We start from the raw sequence: 15888 nt of genomic DNA, 5'->3' as shown, positions 1-15888 counted from the left end.
CACCTTCTACGGACGTCTGCGGACGAAACGTCCCTTGCCGTGCTGCGTTTCGACCAAGCCAGCAGCTTCCAGCTCGGCGAGCGCTTGGCGTGCCGTACCACGCGCGACGCCGTAGGTTTCCACGATCGCGGCCTCACTGGGCAGCGGGTCGCCGGTGGCGAGTTCCCCGCGCGCGATTCGATCGCGCAGGTCGGCAGCGATCCGGCTATACGCATACTGCGTCGGTGCCTCACCACGCACGACGCGACCCTTGCCAGGCAGCGTCTCGACCAGCCCCTCGTCTTCAAGCGCGGCCAGGGCACGGCGCACGGTGTTACGGACAACCGCGAACTCATCGCACAAGGCGGCTTCGGACGGCATAAGAGAACCGGGCGCGAGGTCTCCGCTGCTGATGAGCTGTCGCAGAACCTCGGCAATCTGCGCGTACGCGCCCCATGCAGTCTCTCGTGGGCTCACCGTCGTCCTCTCACTACGCGTCTCCCGTGCTGCGCGCGTCACGGCAGTCGTATCAGTCTGCGCGCGATCGTTCGTCGTGATCGGCGAGGAAGCTCCGGGCCTGCTCCGGATACTTGCCGACCAGGATCTTAAGGTGCTGAACCTCAACGACCTGAGAGGCGCCTGTGAACCGCATGTTGTCGAGCATGGCGTAGAACTCCGCCAGCGAGCGCTGTAGCCGCTCGTCACGCGGATTCACGAGGGCTCCTCTCGCCAGTCCTCGGCCGGCCGCGCGTAGCTGCCCTTGTGCGGCAGCGTCCAGACGTACCCGCGCTCGCGGAGATGGGAGATGGCGTCGGAGACCGTACTGCCCGATACGCCGAACTCCTTGGCCATCTCCGCTTGAGAAGGGAGTTGGCCTCGTGGCTGCCACTCGCCGCGTGCGATCCGATCACGGATGACGTCCGCGACCTCGCGGTACCTCTTCCGGCGACTGCTCATGCCGATCCCTCGATCAGGCACTCGCACCAGACGATCTTTCCGCCCGTCGGCAGGAGGACACAGCCCCATTCCTTCGACAGCGCTTGTACGAGCACCAGCCCGCGGCCTTCCTCTTCGTCGTCCGCTGCCACACGCTGCCGTGGCCGTGTGCTGCTGCAATCCCAGACCTCGATCAGCACCGCCTCAGGCCGTACCGAGACGCAGAGGTAGATCGGCTGCACCTTGCCGACGAGTTGGTTGATGTCTTCGGGTACGTCGGTGACGCCGGTCGCGTTGATGGCGTTCGTCACCAACTCACTGACCAGCAGCTCGACGGTGTCCGTCATCGATGCCAGCTTCCACGTGTCGAGCAGCCACCGCGCATACTGCCGCGCCTTGCCGACCGCGTGTGGCAAGGCCGGCATGACCATGCAGCTCGATCGAGAGGGTTGAGTCATCTTGCGCCTCGCAGCCTGCGACCCGTCCGCGAGCGACGGACCAGAGCGATCCGCCACATGTCCAAACAGGCTCGCGTCCGAGCCCGGACCTCTCACGGGCAACTAGGGGACGTCTAGGGACGTCTTGTGTTAGCGTCGGTCCAGACCGGCACGGTTGGAGGATTGCGGTGAACGAGATCTTGAGGCGCGCGTTCGCTGAAGCCGACGTGACAGAGCAGGAAGTCGCCGCTCGTTTGGGTGTAGACCCGAAGACCGTACGGCGCTGGCTGGAAGGGCGGCGCCCTTATCCCCGCCATCAATCCGAATTGGCGAATTTCCTCGGCATCGATAAGACGATGATCTGGCGAAGTAAAGCACCGACGCCTTTGCCACAACATCGCGGCAGCGCCGTGATTGAAGCGGCTTACGCCCACCGCTGGGCTGTTCCGCGCCATGTGTGGCAGTTGCTCTTCAGTCAAGCCAAACAGGAGATCCGTATTCTCGTCTACTCCGGCCTCTTCCTTGCCGAGGACGTGGGAATACTCCGAATTCTTGCATCGAAGGCAAATGCTGGTGTCTCGGTGCGCATTCTACTTGGCGATCCGGATTGTACCCATGTTGCTGAACGCGGTGCCGATGAAGGTGTGGATGATGCGATGTCGGCCAAGATACGAAACAGCCTTGTGTTGTACGAGCCGCTGCGAGAAACCAGTTGCATGGAGATCCGGCTACATCGGACCGTACTGTACGCCTCACTTTATGGTGCGGATGACGAGCTTCTGGTGAACCCACACGCGTACGGTGTAGCCGCCTCAAATGCGCCTGTACTTCATGTTCGGTGCAGTGAGGAGAATGACCTGGCTAACGTGTACCTGGGAAGTTTCGAACGAGTATGGCACTCTGCCCATGTGTGGCTTGATCGTTGATATGGGGACTTCGTGCCGACGCCGTACACGGTGAGACCACCCGACGAGCCCTCGCCCCCGCACGGGCAAACGACAGGACAGTGTGCGGCCCTGCTACGCCGAGACGCCTCGGTTCGACCCCGCCCCTGCCAGCCACACTTGATCCGCAGCGAAGATCACCCGGGGTGTTTAGACGACATGGCTTGTGGCGTCAGACTGTGACTGGCAACGAGCGTGCTGTTTTGCATTGAGCTCGTCAGGTATCGGATGAGTCTGCAGTGAGGGCCGTCAGGCGGGTTTTGATCTCGTCGGCCATCGGGTCGCCGAGGTCGGTAAAGATAGCGAGTGCCTCCTGCCAGGAGCGGAGTGCCGCATCGGTCTGGTGGTCGGCGGACTGAGCCTCTCCAAGGCCGAAAAGGGTACGAGCGGTCCAGCGTCGGTCCCTCTTCTCGCGGAAGATTCGTAGCGCCCGGCGGTAGTGATCGATAGCGTCGGGAAATCGTCGCAGATCGTAGTAGACGGCGCCCATCAGTCGCAGCGACCCCGCGCGATCTCCGTCGTTTGCAGTCTCCTCCAAGATGGATATCGCTTGTCTATGGCAAGCGATCGCTTCTTCCGGTTGTCCGGCGCTACGGTAGGCGGCTCCGAGATTTGTCAGAACGATGCCCTCACCTCGGCGCTCCCCAGCAGCGCGGAAGATTTCCAGCGCCTGTCGGAAATGACGGAACGCCTCGTCAGGTCGATGCAGATCTGCGTAGGAACAGCCAAGGCCGTGGTGGCTGAAACCCTCCGTCCACGGCGTACCAGCGTTCCGGCTGAGGGACAGTGCCCGCTGATGGTGCTCGATCGCCTCGTCGAAACGCCTCAGCTCCCAATGCAGATCGCCAAGATCTATCAGCATTAAGGCCTGTGCGCTCCGATCACCCAAATTCCGCGCGGTCGAAAGACCGAGTTGTAGGGTCTCTAGCCAATCGTCTCGGTACCAACGCAGTGCAAGGAAGGGCACGAGAAGATTAGCAAGTCTCCAGGTGGCAGGGTCATTGCCACCCTTTGCGCATTCACGGACGGCGGTTACGAGATTGGTCCGCTCGTGCTCAAACCACCCCAGCGCCTCGTCATGGCTCGAGAAAGTTAGCGGTGGATACGCAGGGTCCGGGGCGTCGGTGGGCGCCTCATAGATGTTGGGTTGAATGATGCGCCGCGCCGCTCGCGCGGTGTGCAGGTACCAATCGAGCATCCGACCCAATGCGATAGAGCGTTCGGCCTCAGATTCCTCCAGCATCGCGCGTTCGGCCGCATAGACGCGCAACAGATCATGGAATCGGTAGCGGTTTCGTCCTGTCTGCCCCAGCAGGTGCTGGCTCGTCAGTGTGTCGAGTAGCCGCAGGACCCGGGGTCTGGTCAATCCGGTCAGGGCTGCGGCGGCCTCACTCGACAGGTCGGGGCCGGCGTTCAGGCCCAGAAGCCGAAAGACCCGCGCGGCATCCGGCGGCAGCTTGTTGTAGGACCACGAGAAGACAGCGCGTACTGCAGTGGTTTCGTCGTCTTCGCTGGCTAGCACGTCAAGGCGGCCACACTCGTCCACGAGTTCCTCGACCAGGTCAGCCAACGTCAGGTGGGGATGGGTGACCGCTCGGTCGGCGGCGATCCGTAGCGCCAGGGGTAGATAACCGCAGCGCCGGGCCAGCTCGGCCGCCTTGTCCGGTTCTGCGTCCACTCGCGAGTCGATGATGACCTGCCGCAACAAATTCACAGCGTGCTCAGGGGACAACACGTCGATGGGTACGCGAGCAACTCCTTCGCGGGTGGCCAGCCCCGAGAGGCGACTTCGGCTGGTGATCAGTGTGAGGCAGCCAGTGGTGCCAGGAAGTAAGGGCCGGACCTGCTCGATGCTGGCGGCATTGTCTAGTACCACCAGCGTCCGGCGGCCGTTGAGCAGGCTGCGGAACAGTGCGGCTTGCGCATCGAGTTCCGGAGGGATCTTTTCAGTGGGTACATCGAGTGCCCGCAAGAATCCGTCAAGGGCTTGTTTGGGTGTCACCGGTTGGCCAGGGTCATAGCCCCGTAGATTCACGAACAGGTCACCGTCAGGGAAGTGCTTACGGACCTGGTGGGCCCAGTGAACTGCGAGCGTTGTCTTCCCCACGCCCCCGGTCCCAGCGATGGCTGAGATCACTACCGCGTGAGCTTCGCCGTTGTTTGCCAGGAGCGCGTCGAGCGTGGCTAGGTCGGTCTCCCTGCCCACGAACGATGCTGGATCGGTCGGCAGCTGCCGGGGCACCGGCAACGTGCTGGCCGGGCCGTGAGACATGTTGGTGCCGCCGCAGATCTCACGAGCCTGAACCATACTGTCCGTAGTGCCAGATACCGGCACCACGTCCGGTGCCGGCCCAAGTTCTCCCGAGCTGGGCGGGGATACCGGTTCCTTCGCGGCCGGAGGGTAACTCAGTGTCGCTGCCAGCCACATAGCGATCGCAGCGATGGAAGCCATGGTGACTTGCCACGGCCACGCCGAATCACCGCCAACCTGATTGACCGCAACCCCGGCAACGACCGCTACTACAGCGCCAAAACCCGACGCTAAACGACCCCACCGACGACCGCCCATGCACCACTCCTACCGCGCTAACCGCCGCGCCAATCCAAAAAACCACAACATGCCATCTACCTATGAGCGTGAGTGATGCAGTGAGACATCACGCACTGGGAAGCCTGGCTACATGCTCGAGAGTTGACCGCAGTTGCTCGTCACGTGTGACCGCGGCTGTGTTGCGGTGGAGTCGTTGTTCGTGAGTTTCGACCGCACCCTGTGACGTATGGTGAAATGTTGGATGCGTCCCGTAGTCGAGGAGCGTCCTCATGTCCCCTTCGAAGGTCGAACTGTACGCCGCGATCCGCCGAGATGCCCGCGCTGGGATGTCGGGCCGTGCGATAGAGCGGAAGTACCGTGTGGGCCGACGGACGATCGTCAAGGCGCTGTCGTCGGCGTGGCCTGAGTCGCGGAAGAAGCTGCCACCTCGGGGCTCGAAGCTGGACCGGTTCAAGCCTGCCATCGATGAGATGTTGCGGGTGGACCTGGACGCGCCGCGCAAGCAGCGGCATAGCATCACGCGGATCTATCATCGGTTGATCGACGAGTACGGGATGTCGGATATGTCCTATCCCGTGGTCCGGGCCTATATCGCGGAGCGCAAGCCGCAGATCAGGGCGGAGGCGGGCCGTGCTCCTGCCGAGGCGTTCGTGCCGCAGGGCACCGGCCGGGGGCCGAGGCGGAGGTCGACTTCGGTGAGGTCGTGGTGCGTCTGGCCGGGGAAGAGATCAAGTGTTTCCTGTTCTGCTTCCGGCTGTCGTTTTTGGGCAAGGCGGTGCAGCGGGTCTCGCTGTCGGGTGGCCAGGAGGCGTTCTTCGAGGGCCACGAGCATGCGTTTCGCGTGCTGGGCGGGGTGCCGACCGGAAAGGTCCGTTACGACAATCTGAAGTCGGAGGTTGCCTCGGTGCTGGGGTTGCGCCGTGCGCGGGTGGAGACCGAACGGTGGACGGCGTTTCGCTTCCACTATGACCTGGGCCGTCCGGGATGACATTCTCCTTAGCTGAACATATCCTCTAGGTTTTCCGCGAAACGGATTGCTTCTTCCCAGCCTTCGCGGACGAAGGTTTCAAGCAGCTTCCTCACTGCGGTTGTGCATTCCCTGTCACCAACAATGAGCGCACGTCGATCTGCTAGATAGCGTTGGATAAGCTTTAGGACCGCATTGAGGGCCAAGGATTCTTGAGCGTAGCCCTGGTCACCGCTTGCAGCTCGCATGGCGGCGAGCAGTGCCCGCTTCGGCGCAAAATGACTTATGTGGTCTATGGTCTGAATAATGTAATGGGTAACCTGAGGATGATGTATGTCGCTGTACTCCTCCAAAAGTGGAAGAGCTAGTTCGGAGAACCTTTCCAATCCTGGCGTAAAGGGTTCTTCGGTGGGTTCGTTTTTGCCCTTTACTGCACCACTAGCGAAGTATATCTCCTGGACTACGTTATGGGCGACCTTAAGAGCGTTCCTCAAATGGTCGACGTTAGCTGATTCTGCTACTAGTTGTTCCGCCCAAGTCTTCTTTATTGAATTCAGGGGAAGTGTCAGTAGTTCAAATGCTCGTGATTGAGCTTCTGTCTCAGCTATGTCAGGTGGATTGAGAAAGTAGCGAAGCCAGGCTGGTGCCCGCTCTGCGCGATGAGTATGTTCCATCGGCAGGGAGAGCCATGCGTGCGCTGTATTATGCGCATATGGCGTGCCATGTGTAACCGCAAGAATGACGATCAGGTGCACGGCGATCTCTGTCCGGTCGTCATTCCTTAGGGTGCCGTCAGTTGCGGCGTCTGTCGTGATAATAGCCCATTGTGGCTCAGAGGCGATCTGTTGCATAACGCGGTCAACATCGAGCGGTTTCGCCTGCCTATAAGCGCCCAAGACAAGTATCAGTTGAGTAAGCACTCGAGGGTCGGGCTCGGTGGATAGTCTTCGCGTAAGTTCTTCCAGTATTTGCGCTTCCGGGAATATGCTGCTAATCGCTTCGGTGCTCAGAATCCGGTAGATTGGATTTGGGGAGTCCAAGTAGCGCTTTACTATTGTCGATAGCGCGTTTCCATGGATGGCCTGCCAATCGGCTCGTCGCGCCAGATATATGAGGCCTTCCACGGCTTCCGTCGTGGTGGTTACGACCCAACCCGTCGAGTTCCAATCATTTTCGTCCCGAGCGGGAGGGTTGGTAGCAGAAGGGAGCGCCTCGCGAAGAGCGGCAAAGACATGCTGGCCCAAATCCTCTTCAGGCCGAGTTAGTGGAGATTGCGCGAGCCGCTTGGCGCCGTTGACGAGGCGAGATTTACTTGTTTCCGCGTTGCTTTGATCGGTACTATTGGCGAGTTCCTGACGAAGTGTCTGCCAGCTTATGGCTAGTCGCTCCCAGCCCTCTGCGCGTACGGCTTCGTCTCGATCTCCGGTTTGCTGGATTGCCTGCGTGACATCGTCAGAGATTCTATCGATCAAGCTACGCTCGCCGGGAAGGCTGGTCTGGCGATCTTCGAACCAGCTACTTTCCTCGTCGTTCCAGGCAGCCGGCGAGGTTGTAGGAAGTGGCATAATTTCGCGACCGCTGCTTGTGAGTTCCTCGAGATGGTGGCGCGCCTCAGAGGTGACGATTTTGTCCCGGTCGAGTGCGCTGAGTAGCGTGTCACGGTCGCGCTGTCGCCACTCCTTGAGTCTCGGATCGCTGATCTCATCACCATCGGCGCTGGTTGCGTAGAGGATGGCGGTCTCGATGGCCCGGTGTACGTCCGGGGCGAGCAGCGGCGATAGGCGGGCTGCGAGGAGCCCTGCAGGTTTTCGGGTCTTGCTGTATCCGAATAGGGCGATCCCCAATGCGGGCGCAAGGAGCTCGGCTAGCGCTGGCGATTCGGCCGTTGCGGCCCGATAGAGCAAGAGCTGCCATACCTCACCATGCGAGAGTTGGGCGATCAACAGATTTACAATCTCCTGGAGATGATGCTTCTCTGTGCTAACCTCGTTCTCTCGCGGGCCGACCTGCGCAGCCTGCAACTCGAATCGATCAATGAAGGAATTCACCGCTGTTTCTAGATGGGCGAGTCCTCCTGCGTACTTCAGAGTTTGGCCGTATCGGACATGTGGTCTCTCGTGAGATGCGGGTGTGTCGTTGAATGGAAACATCTGCGGCGTATTAGTTATACGGACGATCAGCTTCGCAGTCGCTTCGAGGTTGATGGTCGCGAGGTCGGGAAGTTTCTCGCAGACGCTCCAGCGAGCGTGGTGCAAATCCTGGGTCACAGTGCTCGTAAGTCCCAGGATCTGACTGTTCGTGATATTTGTGACTTGGTCTCGCGTTTCTTCGTATTCCCAGACGCTTGCGCCAATCTCGACTGCAAGGTCAGGGCTTTCTGCCGCAACTTCCGGAAGGCGATCGATGAGCCAATGAACGACCTTGGTGCCCCATGCGCGCAGCGCTGATGGAGTAATTGCTGACCGTACGGGTGCTTCCGTGCTTGCACCGTCGAGGGTGGCTGCATATGCAAGAGGTCGAGCTGCGATGTGTGCGAGCTGGGTGCTTCGCGGATCCGTTGGATCCTTCAGCGCCACCGTCATGCAGTTGACGAAGACTTGTGTCCACCAGGTGCTAGCTATCGTATCTGGCAACGGCAATTGTGTGGACGCTGCACGGTCGAGTAGCTGGGCTGCCAGCAAAGCAAGGCCGGCATCGTAGGCGATCTTAGCCGCCTGCGCGATGCGACCGGCAAAGGGCGTGAATATGTCGAGAAGTTCCTTCTGTGTATCCGAGCCGCTGATAGCGGCCGCGACCAAAAATGCCAGCCGGTGCGCATCCTCTTTGCTCCACTGCGGGCCGTCTGCAAGGGTGGCTCCAAGGCACGCATCGATTAGCGGACTCAGGTCATCTGTCGTTCTTAGCTCTCGGCTGCATGCGGTGGCGGCTGCCGCAGCCGCCAACTGATGTCCTGAGGCCGCCGCGGTGAGCCGCAATGCAAGCTGCCAGAATTCTTGCCTTGTCGGATCCCCGCGCCACGCGATCGCGAGCCGATAGTCGAGGCTAGGCCGCACGACCATCGCCAGGTTGGGATCCTCATCGAGCCGGTCAGCGAGGCTTTCGCCGGTGGAGACGTCGCCGAGGGCGAGGATTGCAACGGCATAGTCGAAAAGCACGGGGTGGGCGAAGGCGATCGGTGGCTGTGGCTGACCGATCCTACGTGGTAGTTCACGAAGCACGCCATCGCTTACTAGATCTCTCAGAGCGCGGCCAAAATTGGTGAATGCGGGATCGGTAACATTATCGATCTGCTGTCGGCGAGCGGTGAGCATTTGTTCGACTACCCGCGCGAGTGCTTGAGGTCGTTCGTAAGCAGCAGCTGAGAATTGAGCGACTCGCACCTGCCAGTAGCAGTCGAGCAAGTCGAGACGATTACCGATATGTCCAGGCTCTACAAGGGCGCCATCAGCAAGGAGTTGAGCGGCGATATCCAGGTTGAATGGGTTAGCTAGCAGGCGCCGAAGGCGCGCACCTGCAGCTTTGATGAGTGCGGCGAGCGCAGGACTTGCAACAAGAAGGCGCTCCATCTCGGCCGGGCGAAGGTCACCCACGAGGAGGTGACGTATGCCGGTCAAGCTGGCATCTGCATACTCGGTCTCCACCGGCTCGCCGCGAAACATGGCTCGCCACCGTCTGCCGTTCCGGAGGTCGAAGCGCCGGATGCTGGCCACGATCCGCCAACGACTCCCCTTGAGTTGCTGCGTCAGTTGGGGCAGCCACTGTGATGGGTCTTCTCCGCGGGTTTGGTCGAGCCCGTCCAGCAGCAGGACGCCAGGCTGGGTACCAGGCCAACCCTGCAAGACTTCCCTCAGATCGTGCCCAAGATTCAACTCATCTCGGGTTTGCCCTGACGTGGCCCGCAGGTTCTCCGCAGTCAGCAGTACAACATCCTTGTGTTGGCTCGCGAGACTGGTCGCAAGGCCGTAGAGCAGCACGGTTTTGCCTGTACCAGGTTCACCGGTCACCGCGAGGCTGCCTTCGGCAGAGAACAGGGCTGTCCCAACCTCTCTGAGTAGCCGCACTGGCCCTTCAGGGGTAGTCATGGCAGCGGTGCTCGACAGCGAGGCGATGTTATCTGAGGTGACATGCCGCAAGCGGTCGACGTCGCTTCTCAGCCTGGTGACAGGCTTGAGCTGGAACCCTTGAGCTTCGAGCTCAGCGACCAGCCCATCGCGGTCCAGCCAGGACTGCTTCTCGGCCAGCCCGTGTCCTACACCGACTAGCGCCTGCCAGAGATCCTGTGCTCTCTCCTCGTTGAGAAGCAAATCGCGGAGCATCACTTGAGCTGACAAGTAATGCTCACCGTCATCGCGCAGGTTCAAAGCACGAACCACAAGCGGACGAAGGAGGCACCGAAGGACCGCATCATCCGCTGGCTCATCTTGGCGCTCCTCCCAAAGCCGCCGAAGGTGCGCGAAAAGCACATCCCTGGCTTCGGCCTCGGGTTTGCTTGCGACGGCTTCGACCAGTGGGACGGCGTCAGGCCATGTCCGGAGTCGTTCGGTCACAGTCGCCAGCGATCGGCTGACTGTTCCAGGCGCCCGCTCATCCGCCAGTATCAACACTCGATCAAGACTGGGCTCGAGCTTCCGAAGCTGCGGTCCATGGGGTGGCTGGTCTGGCACACCGACAGCAACAACCTCTACAGCCTGAGCCAGAGCCTCGGCGAGCGGGCTATCAAGCGACTCACTGAGTTTGAGTCCCTTTTTGGCCTGCACCATCAACCACCCACCGTTGTCAGTGAGGGCGCCTACATCGTCGACGGGCCGGGCCGTCTGACTACCAACGCCCACCAAGCGGTGGCCAGAGGCCCACGCTGGGAGCCGGTTCTCGGTCAGTAGATGAGCCGCGAGCCATGCCCAGCAGCGGTCCTCATGGCCGACGCCACCGGACGTAGCCGCCCCACCCGTTGACGACCGCGTCATCGCTTCCATACCTCCCGCTTGACCTGAGGCCATCATTCCGAAGCCAGACTCTTCATGAGGGGGCATATCGAGAGAATCGTGCCGTCGGCGGGCGCTGCTCGCGGCGCGTGAAGGGTTCAGCCCCGCACCATGCCATGGTGCGGGGCTGAACCTCATGTCGTCTGTTCGACGATCCGTTTGACCTTGCGGCGATCGATCTTTAGCGCACGGGCTATGGCTCGTTGGCTATCGCCGGCCCTGTATCGCGTCCGTACCACCTGTTCCAGCGTCGGTACACCTGATGGCGTGGGTGGTACGTCGAAGTCGACGGGTGGCGGGGCCTGGCTCACGGCCTGGTGCGTAGCCCTCTCGGTAGAGGGTCGGTGCTCGTTTCTGATGAGCATCATCAGTAGTTCGTAGGAGCCGACGAGAGCCAGGGCGGGCCAGGCGCTGACCAGGGCACCCATCGGCCCGTGTCCCACGCCGTGCGCCGGGTTGGCGCCAACCGTCGCCACGATGCCGGCTCCGAGGCTCCACAGCGCCAGTGGTGGTACAGCCTTGGTGCGCCGGTTGGCGTCGAGCACCACCATGGAGGCTGCCCAGATGAGGCCGTCCACGGTGAGCGGTACGAGTCGGGCGGTTGTGCCCGACTCGCCGTGAGAGCGCACCAGTTCGTAGGCGTGCCGGTAGGAAATGACAGCGGCGACCGCGGCCACGCCGATGACGGCGAGGGCGGTGATGGCCCGGATGATGCGGTCAAGCATGGGCCAGCTCCTCGCGCCAGGAGGCGACGAATGGATCGTCCTCGCCGTATCCGTAGGCGAGTCGTTCGGCCAGGGTCAGCGCTGTGATCGCCTGGTTGCAAGAGAGGGGGACCGGCCAGGTGGTAACGGTCCACTGGTCTCCGGTCCGATTCGCCGTGGCGACCTCGCGGCCGTCGACCGTGAGGGCCATCTGGTCTTCGTTGATCTCGATTGCCATAGGGGCTCCTCTCCCGTCCGGGAGGGGAGCCACGGGAGCCAATTTGGGAGCCAACGCTTTCAGGCTCCCTCAGACTCACCGCGACTCCACCGGACGTAATCGCAGGTGAGAGGCGCCCCGCTTGGAACCCTGTCGACCAGGGAGAAGATCGATTGACCGAATCTGGTTCACACCGAAGAGGTCACTGGTTCGAACCCAGTATCGCCCACCAGCTCAAGGGCCGGTTCCGATCAAGGAACCGGCCCTTTTGGCTGCTCGGGTGACTAATTGAGTGACTATGGCGCTTGATCGCCGTTCGGGAAGATGCGATCCATTGCCTGGGCGCCTTCGAGCAGAACGGGTCTGATCTGCTTGCGATAGACCGTCTCCGTCACGGTGGTCCCGGTGTGACCCACCAGACGAGAGATGTCCTCGATCGGGACGCCGGCGTCGGACAGCAGCGACACGAAGCTGTGGCGGAGTTCCCTTGGCGTCCAGTCCTTCGGGTTCAGCCCGGCCGCCTTGACCACCCGGCGGAAGGACCGCCGGACATTGGACGCGTCGAGGCCGGTGCCTACCCGCGTCGTGAACACCAGGTCGTTGTCCTGCCAGGCGTCGCCGGCGGCCTTCCGCGCAACCTCCTGCCGTTCCTGATGCCGCCTCAGGGCGTCGACACAGCGGTTCGGCAGAGCGAGGGTTCGGCGCGACTTCTTGGTCTTGGTATCGCCGCTTGCTCTGACCGAACGCCACACCATGATCGAGGGTGGCAGCGGCGGCGTTCCGGGAATGTCCCGTCTCCCGTCGAGGTCGACGTGCGACCAAGTGAGCGCCCGGAGCTCTTCCGTCCTCGCACCGATCAGCAGGGACAGCACGATGTACGCCTCCATTGAGGTGCCTTCGGCCGCGGTCAGAAGCGCCTCAGCCTGGGGGAGTGTGAGCGCCTTGGACGGCCGGCCTTCACGGCCCTTCGGCACCTCGCAGAGGAGGACCACATTCCGCTTCACCTTGTCGCGTGCCTGAGCCCGCGCGACGGAGCGTTTGAGGATCGAGCGGATCTCCTGCAGACTCCGCGTGCTGAGCGCCTTCGCCTTGTCAGCCAACCACCTGTCGACGTCATCAGCCGACAGTTCCCGGAGCTTTCTTGCTCCGAGAGCCGGAATCACGTGCTCGTTGGCCATGATGCGGTTCTTCTCGATGGTGTCGGAATCGCGACCGCTCAGGCCAAAGTTCAACCAGTCGCGGACGGCGTCGCCCACAGTGAAGTTGTGGCCGGTGATCGCGATTCCGTCCTCGTGGTCGCGAATGATCTGCTTGAGCTTCTCCTTGGCCTGCGTCTTGGTCATCCCGCTGGCCTTTCTCACGATCCTCTTCCCGCCCGGCGTGTAGCCAACGGTCACGGACGCAATCCAGCGTTGCCGACTCTCGTCCCAGTGCAGGCCGCCGTCCCCGCGGCTTCGCCTCTTCGTCATCAGCGGGCGTCCTCCGCTTCGCGCTCAAGCAGCGCCACGTAGTCCTGTATCGCTGAGGCGGGCACGAGACGCGCGCCTCCCTCCTTGACCGTGCGAAGGCGGCCAGAGCGAATCAGCTCATAAACCGTGCTTCGGCTGAGGGACAAGATTTCCCTGGCTTCCGCGACGCGATAAAGCGCCTTCGTGAGAACCCGCTGAGCATCGACGGTGACAACGGTCATGATGGACGTGCTCCTTTCCGGAGGGGCAACGGCCCCGGCGGGTGTGCTTGGCGGCCTGTTCGCCGGGGCCGTTCGAAGGTGATCAGCGATGTGAACTGCCGGGTTCCGGCAGCGGGTCATCAAGTCCGCGGGTGAGTGAGCGGTGGACGATGCGGGCGGCGAGGTTGTACGGGAGGCCGGCCGCGGTTCCGGCGGTGATGAGTTGTTCGGTGGTCTGGTCGTGGGCCAGGCCGGACCATTCGAGGAGTCCGCCGGTTTGGTAGGCGAGTGCGGCGAGGGCGCGTTGTCGGCCGTCGGTGAGAGCGGCCAGCTCGGCGGCGCCGCGGTTGATGACGGTGGTGAGGTAGGCGGCCGGTCCGCGGGCACCGGTACGGGCCGGGCGGGGCCGAGGCAGCGGTGGCGCTGGACGGTGGTCGCGTGCTGCGGCGATGCGGAGGACTTCGCGGGTGAGCCATCCGGGCAGCAGCCCGGGGTGGGCAGGATCACCGCCGGTGATCTGGTAGCGCCCGGCGGTCGCGGTGGCGCCGGGGGCGATGCCGTAGGACCAGCCGGCCTTGATGTCGACCTGCCAGGCGATGCTGTGTGGGCTGAGCGCCTGGCGGAGATTGGCGGCGGGTGCCCGATACCACAGGTGCCGCCCGCCGGACGGCGTGGTGACGGTGACCGGCCGGTGGCCCGGGTCGGTGGGCCAGGGCCGTTCTCCGCCTCGCAGACGGGCGAGGAGCCGCAAGGTGTCCCGCCCGTCACGGAAGGCGCTCGCGTCTGTCCAGACGGCGTTTGAGATCGGTTCGGCCGTCAGGTCGATGCCGGGCAGCAGGCCGGTGGCCGGGTCAGCGGGTGGGGTGTCGGCGTGGGTGTCGATGTCGAGCAGGACCAGCCCGGAGGGTCCGGCGGCGATGCCGGGGATCGCGTCGGGCTCGTGTTGCCACCAGGTCGCGATTCGCTCGGGGTCGAGGGTGGCGGCGCGGACGCCGTGGCACCAGGCTCCGGCTGGGATGCACGGGCAGTCTTCGATCCGGTGTGGTGGCCGGCCGTTGCGGTCCCGGCACGCGGGGCAGTTGCCGAGTGGGCGTTTGCTGGCCGCCGATAGCGGCAGTACGTACCAGCCGCGGGCGGCCATCTCGAGTGCGAGTCGGAGCGGTGTCGCCGTTGCCGGTCCGCTGTGGCCGCCGAAGGCGGTTGGGGGGATCCATCCCGGTGTCGGTCAGGGAGCACAGCGGGTGCTCGGTCTGCCCGGGGGATCGGGGTGAGCGGGTAGCGGCAGCGGCGGCAGATCGGCGCGGCGGTCACTTCGCGTCGCGGACGAAGTCGGCCACTAGGGGCAGCCCGTGCGTCTCGATCTGGTGGGCGATCTGCTCGCGGTGGACGGGCAGGATCACCGCCAGGAGCTCGCGCGCGTAGGCGTCGTAGTGGGTCCGCGGGGTGCCGTGGCAGCCGGTGGTCTCGCATCCTTCGTGGGCGTCGTCATACAGCCGTTCGGCCAAGACGTCGGCCAGCTCCCCGAACCCCGAGAGGGGTCCGATGGGGTCGGTTGACGCGAGTGGCGCGCCGGGTTGGGGCTGGGTGGGTGTGGTCATGCGGCGGCTCCTTTGGAGCGGTGGAGTCGGCGGGGCGCGGATGAACCGCGTCAGGTTCGATGGCCGGTCATGGCAGGGCTTCGGTGATCTTCGTGCCGATCCAGTGCGCGACGTTGGCCGAGACGGCGTTACCGGCCGAGTAACGACCGGAAATCGCTAGCACCGACGGGTCCGGCCACACCCGGAGTTCGACCCGCTCAGACCTTTCCGGCCGGGCGAAACCGTCTCCGCGGAGGGCACCGGGTCGTGTCCGGAGAATGAAAGCCAGGTCGTCGCGCGTCTTCGCGCTCAGGGCGCGCTGCACTCGCAGGTCGAGCTCTTTCTGGTCGATCCTGCCTTCGGCGAATGCCTCTTGAAGCAGAGACTGCTGCCCCCGCTCGGCGTCCGAACAGCGAATGCCGGATGCCCCCAGAGCGGTGACCGCGACGACCCGCGCCATGTCTCAACTTCCCAGCAGGGCCGAGATCACCACCGTAGGCTCCCGGGGTAATAGCCACATAACAACAGGAGAGCGATGGAAGCCGCCAAAGTCCCTCATTCCGCCATCGCGCCGCGGATCGGTCGTGGGCTGATGTGGTTCGCTGCCTTCGAGGCGGTCGGTGCCAGCGTTGCCGCCCTGTCGGACGTCCTCAAGGCCGACGGTTCCGTCCTCGTCGTGGAGACGTGGCGCATGTACGGGCTGATGCTGTGCGCCGCGCTTTTCGTACTGCTCGCCCTGCGCCCAGGTGTTCATGGCGCCGTCTGGGGCGTCGTGGTCGCGAACAAGGCGGCGCTGACCATTACCTGCGTGGCGTACGCGATCCATGGCGGCGTCGATGAGGCCACAACGATCGTCGGCTGGGACGGCTCCCTCACCGTCGTTCTGGTCGTGGCATACCTCCTGTGCCGGAGGAGAGGGGACTGA

General features: G+C 63.1%; 17 protein-coding genes. 4 read left to right on the top strand and 13 right to left on the bottom strand.

The window, feature by feature from the left end; genetic code table 11:
* Positions 1-6: 6 nt before the first annotated feature.
* The 4 genes from ACYVF7_RS36990 to ACYVF7_RS36975 are packed head-to-tail and all read right to left on the bottom strand — an operon-like array spanning position 7 to position 1346.
* Complete coding sequence (locus tag ACYVF7_RS36990; protein WP_460349876.1) at positions 7-456, bottom strand: GntR family transcriptional regulator; 450 nt, start codon at positions 454-456, stop codon at positions 7-9.
* A gap of 52 nt (positions 457-508) precedes the next feature.
* Positions 509-694 (bottom strand): hypothetical protein, encoded by a 186-nt coding sequence (locus tag ACYVF7_RS36985; RefSeq protein ID WP_460349874.1) that lies wholly within the window; start codon positions 692-694, stop codon positions 509-511.
* The gene (locus ACYVF7_RS36980; RefSeq protein ID WP_460349872.1) at positions 691-936 is read right to left on the bottom strand and encodes a winged helix-turn-helix domain-containing protein; all 246 of its coding nucleotides are present in this window, start codon (positions 934-936) and stop codon (positions 691-693) included. The genes ACYVF7_RS36985 and ACYVF7_RS36980 overlap by 4 nt, the downstream gene beginning before the upstream one ends.
* Entirely contained in the window at positions 933-1346 is a 414-nt protein-coding gene (locus ACYVF7_RS36975) for an ATP-binding protein (protein WP_460349869.1), read from the bottom strand. The genes ACYVF7_RS36980 and ACYVF7_RS36975 overlap by 4 nt, the downstream gene beginning before the upstream one ends.
* A 194-nt stretch (positions 1347-1540) precedes the next feature.
* Between ACYVF7_RS36975 and ACYVF7_RS36970 the strand changes: the two genes are divergently transcribed.
* Positions 1541-2278 (top strand): helix-turn-helix domain-containing protein, encoded by a 738-nt coding sequence (locus ACYVF7_RS36970; RefSeq protein ID WP_460349867.1) that lies wholly within the window; start codon positions 1541-1543, stop codon positions 2276-2278.
* A gap of 235 nt (positions 2279-2513) precedes the next feature.
* On the opposite strand, the gene ACYVF7_RS36965 is transcribed toward ACYVF7_RS36970, so the two are convergent.
* Positions 2514-4865 (bottom strand): ATP-binding protein, encoded by a 2352-nt coding sequence (locus ACYVF7_RS36965; RefSeq protein ID WP_460349865.1) that lies wholly within the window; start codon positions 4863-4865, stop codon positions 2514-2516.
* Positions 4866-5550: 685 nt separating this feature from the next.
* Between ACYVF7_RS36965 and ACYVF7_RS36960 the strand changes: the two genes are divergently transcribed.
* Positions 5551-5835 carry a hypothetical protein gene (locus ACYVF7_RS36960; protein ID WP_460349863.1) on the top strand — a complete coding sequence of 95 codons (285 nt, stop codon included), beginning with the start codon at positions 5551-5553 and terminating at the stop codon, positions 5833-5835.
* Positions 5836-5843: 8 nt separating this feature from the next.
* Here ACYVF7_RS36960 and ACYVF7_RS36955 read toward each other — a convergent pair whose 3' ends face one another.
* Entirely contained in the window at positions 5844-10175 is a 4332-nt protein-coding gene (locus tag ACYVF7_RS36955; RefSeq protein ID WP_460349861.1) for an NACHT domain-containing protein, read from the bottom strand.
* Here ACYVF7_RS36955 and ACYVF7_RS36950 point away from each other — a divergent pair.
* Positions 10149-10694, top strand: a complete 546-nt coding sequence (locus tag ACYVF7_RS36950) for a hypothetical protein (RefSeq protein ID WP_460349858.1) — start codon at positions 10149-10151, stop codon at positions 10692-10694. The two genes, ACYVF7_RS36955 and ACYVF7_RS36950, sit on opposite strands and share 27 nt — an antisense overlap.
* A gap of 236 nt (positions 10695-10930) precedes the next feature.
* Here the strand turns inward: ACYVF7_RS36950 and ACYVF7_RS36945 are convergent, their stop codons facing one another.
* The 7 genes from ACYVF7_RS36945 to ACYVF7_RS36915 form a co-directional block, all read right to left on the bottom strand.
* Positions 10931-11521, bottom strand: coding sequence for a DUF2637 domain-containing protein (locus ACYVF7_RS36945; protein ID WP_460349856.1), 591 nt, complete (start codon positions 11519-11521; stop codon positions 10931-10933).
* Positions 11514-11738: a hypothetical protein gene (locus tag ACYVF7_RS36940; RefSeq protein ID WP_460349854.1), complete on the bottom strand. Its 225-nt coding sequence runs from the start codon at positions 11736-11738 to the stop codon at positions 11514-11516. Before ACYVF7_RS36940 ends, ACYVF7_RS36945 begins: the two co-directional genes overlap by 8 nt.
* A gap of 275 nt (positions 11739-12013) precedes the next feature.
* Positions 12014-13060 carry a site-specific integrase gene (locus tag ACYVF7_RS36935; RefSeq protein ID WP_460349851.1) on the bottom strand — a complete coding sequence of 349 codons (1047 nt, stop codon included), beginning with the start codon at positions 13058-13060 and terminating at the stop codon, positions 12014-12016.
* 125 nt (positions 13061-13185) lie between these two features.
* Positions 13186-13407, bottom strand: a complete 222-nt coding sequence (locus tag ACYVF7_RS36930) for a helix-turn-helix domain-containing protein (RefSeq protein WP_460349849.1) — start codon at positions 13405-13407, stop codon at positions 13186-13188.
* Between the two features lie 82 nt (positions 13408-13489).
* Complete coding sequence (locus tag ACYVF7_RS36925) at positions 13490-14527, bottom strand: bifunctional DNA primase/polymerase (protein WP_460349847.1); 1038 nt, start codon at positions 14525-14527, stop codon at positions 13490-13492.
* 166 nt (positions 14528-14693) lie between these two features.
* Positions 14694-14984 (bottom strand): hypothetical protein, encoded by a 291-nt coding sequence (locus ACYVF7_RS36920; protein ID WP_460349845.1) that lies wholly within the window; start codon positions 14982-14984, stop codon positions 14694-14696.
* Between the two features lie 67 nt (positions 14985-15051).
* A complete protein-coding gene (locus ACYVF7_RS36915) occupies positions 15052-15423 on the bottom strand; it encodes a DUF1707 SHOCT-like domain-containing protein (RefSeq protein WP_460349843.1) in 372 nt (123 codons plus the stop codon).
* Positions 15424-15498: 75 nt separating this feature from the next.
* Between ACYVF7_RS36915 and ACYVF7_RS36910 the strand changes: the two genes are divergently transcribed.
* Positions 15499-15888, top strand: coding sequence for a hypothetical protein (locus tag ACYVF7_RS36910; protein WP_460349841.1), 390 nt, complete (start codon positions 15499-15501; stop codon positions 15886-15888).

Source organism: Actinoallomurus acanthiterrae, from assembly GCF_054775715.1.
The sequence above is the reverse complement of the archived record's forward strand: the minus strand, read 5'-3'. Positions and strand labels throughout refer to the sequence as shown.

What these genes read in the sequence shown, in the direction of transcription:
- ACYVF7_RS36915 (WP_460349843.1), bottom strand. Translation starts at nt 15,423, where the DNA reads ATGGCGCGGGTCGTCGCGGTCACCGCTCTGGGGGCATCCGGCATTCGC.
- ACYVF7_RS36975 (WP_460349869.1), bottom strand. Translation starts at nt 1,346, where the DNA reads ATGGTCATGCCGGCCTTGCCACACGCGGTCGGCAAGGCGCGGCAGTAT.
- ACYVF7_RS36940 (WP_460349854.1), bottom strand. Translation starts at nt 11,738, where the DNA reads ATGGCAATCGAGATCAACGAAGACCAGATGGCCCTCACGGTCGACGGC.
- ACYVF7_RS36925 (WP_460349847.1), bottom strand. Translation starts at nt 14,527, where the DNA reads ATGGCCGCCCGCGGCTGGTACGTACTGCCGCTATCGGCGGCCAGCAAA.
- ACYVF7_RS36980 (WP_460349872.1), bottom strand. Translation starts at nt 936, where the DNA reads ATGAGCAGTCGCCGGAAGAGGTACCGCGAGGTCGCGGACGTCATCCGT.
- ACYVF7_RS36935 (WP_460349851.1), bottom strand. Translation starts at nt 13,060, where the DNA reads ATGACCAAGACGCAGGCCAAGGAGAAGCTCAAGCAGATCATTCGCGAC.
- ACYVF7_RS36910 (WP_460349841.1), top strand. Translation starts at nt 15,499, where the DNA reads ATGGAAGCCGCCAAAGTCCCTCATTCCGCCATCGCGCCGCGGATCGGT.
- ACYVF7_RS36920 (WP_460349845.1), bottom strand. Translation starts at nt 14,984, where the DNA reads ATGACCACACCCACCCAGCCCCAACCCGGCGCGCCACTCGCGTCAACC.
- ACYVF7_RS36950 (WP_460349858.1), top strand. Translation starts at nt 10,149, where the DNA reads ATGCTCACCGTCATCGCGCAGGTTCAAAGCACGAACCACAAGCGGACG.
- ACYVF7_RS36945 (WP_460349856.1), bottom strand. Translation starts at nt 11,521, where the DNA reads ATGCTTGACCGCATCATCCGGGCCATCACCGCCCTCGCCGTCATCGGC.
- ACYVF7_RS36930 (WP_460349849.1), bottom strand. Translation starts at nt 13,407, where the DNA reads ATGACCGTTGTCACCGTCGATGCTCAGCGGGTTCTCACGAAGGCGCTT.
- ACYVF7_RS36965 (WP_460349865.1), bottom strand. Translation starts at nt 4,865, where the DNA reads ATGGGCGGTCGTCGGTGGGGTCGTTTAGCGTCGGGTTTTGGCGCTGTA.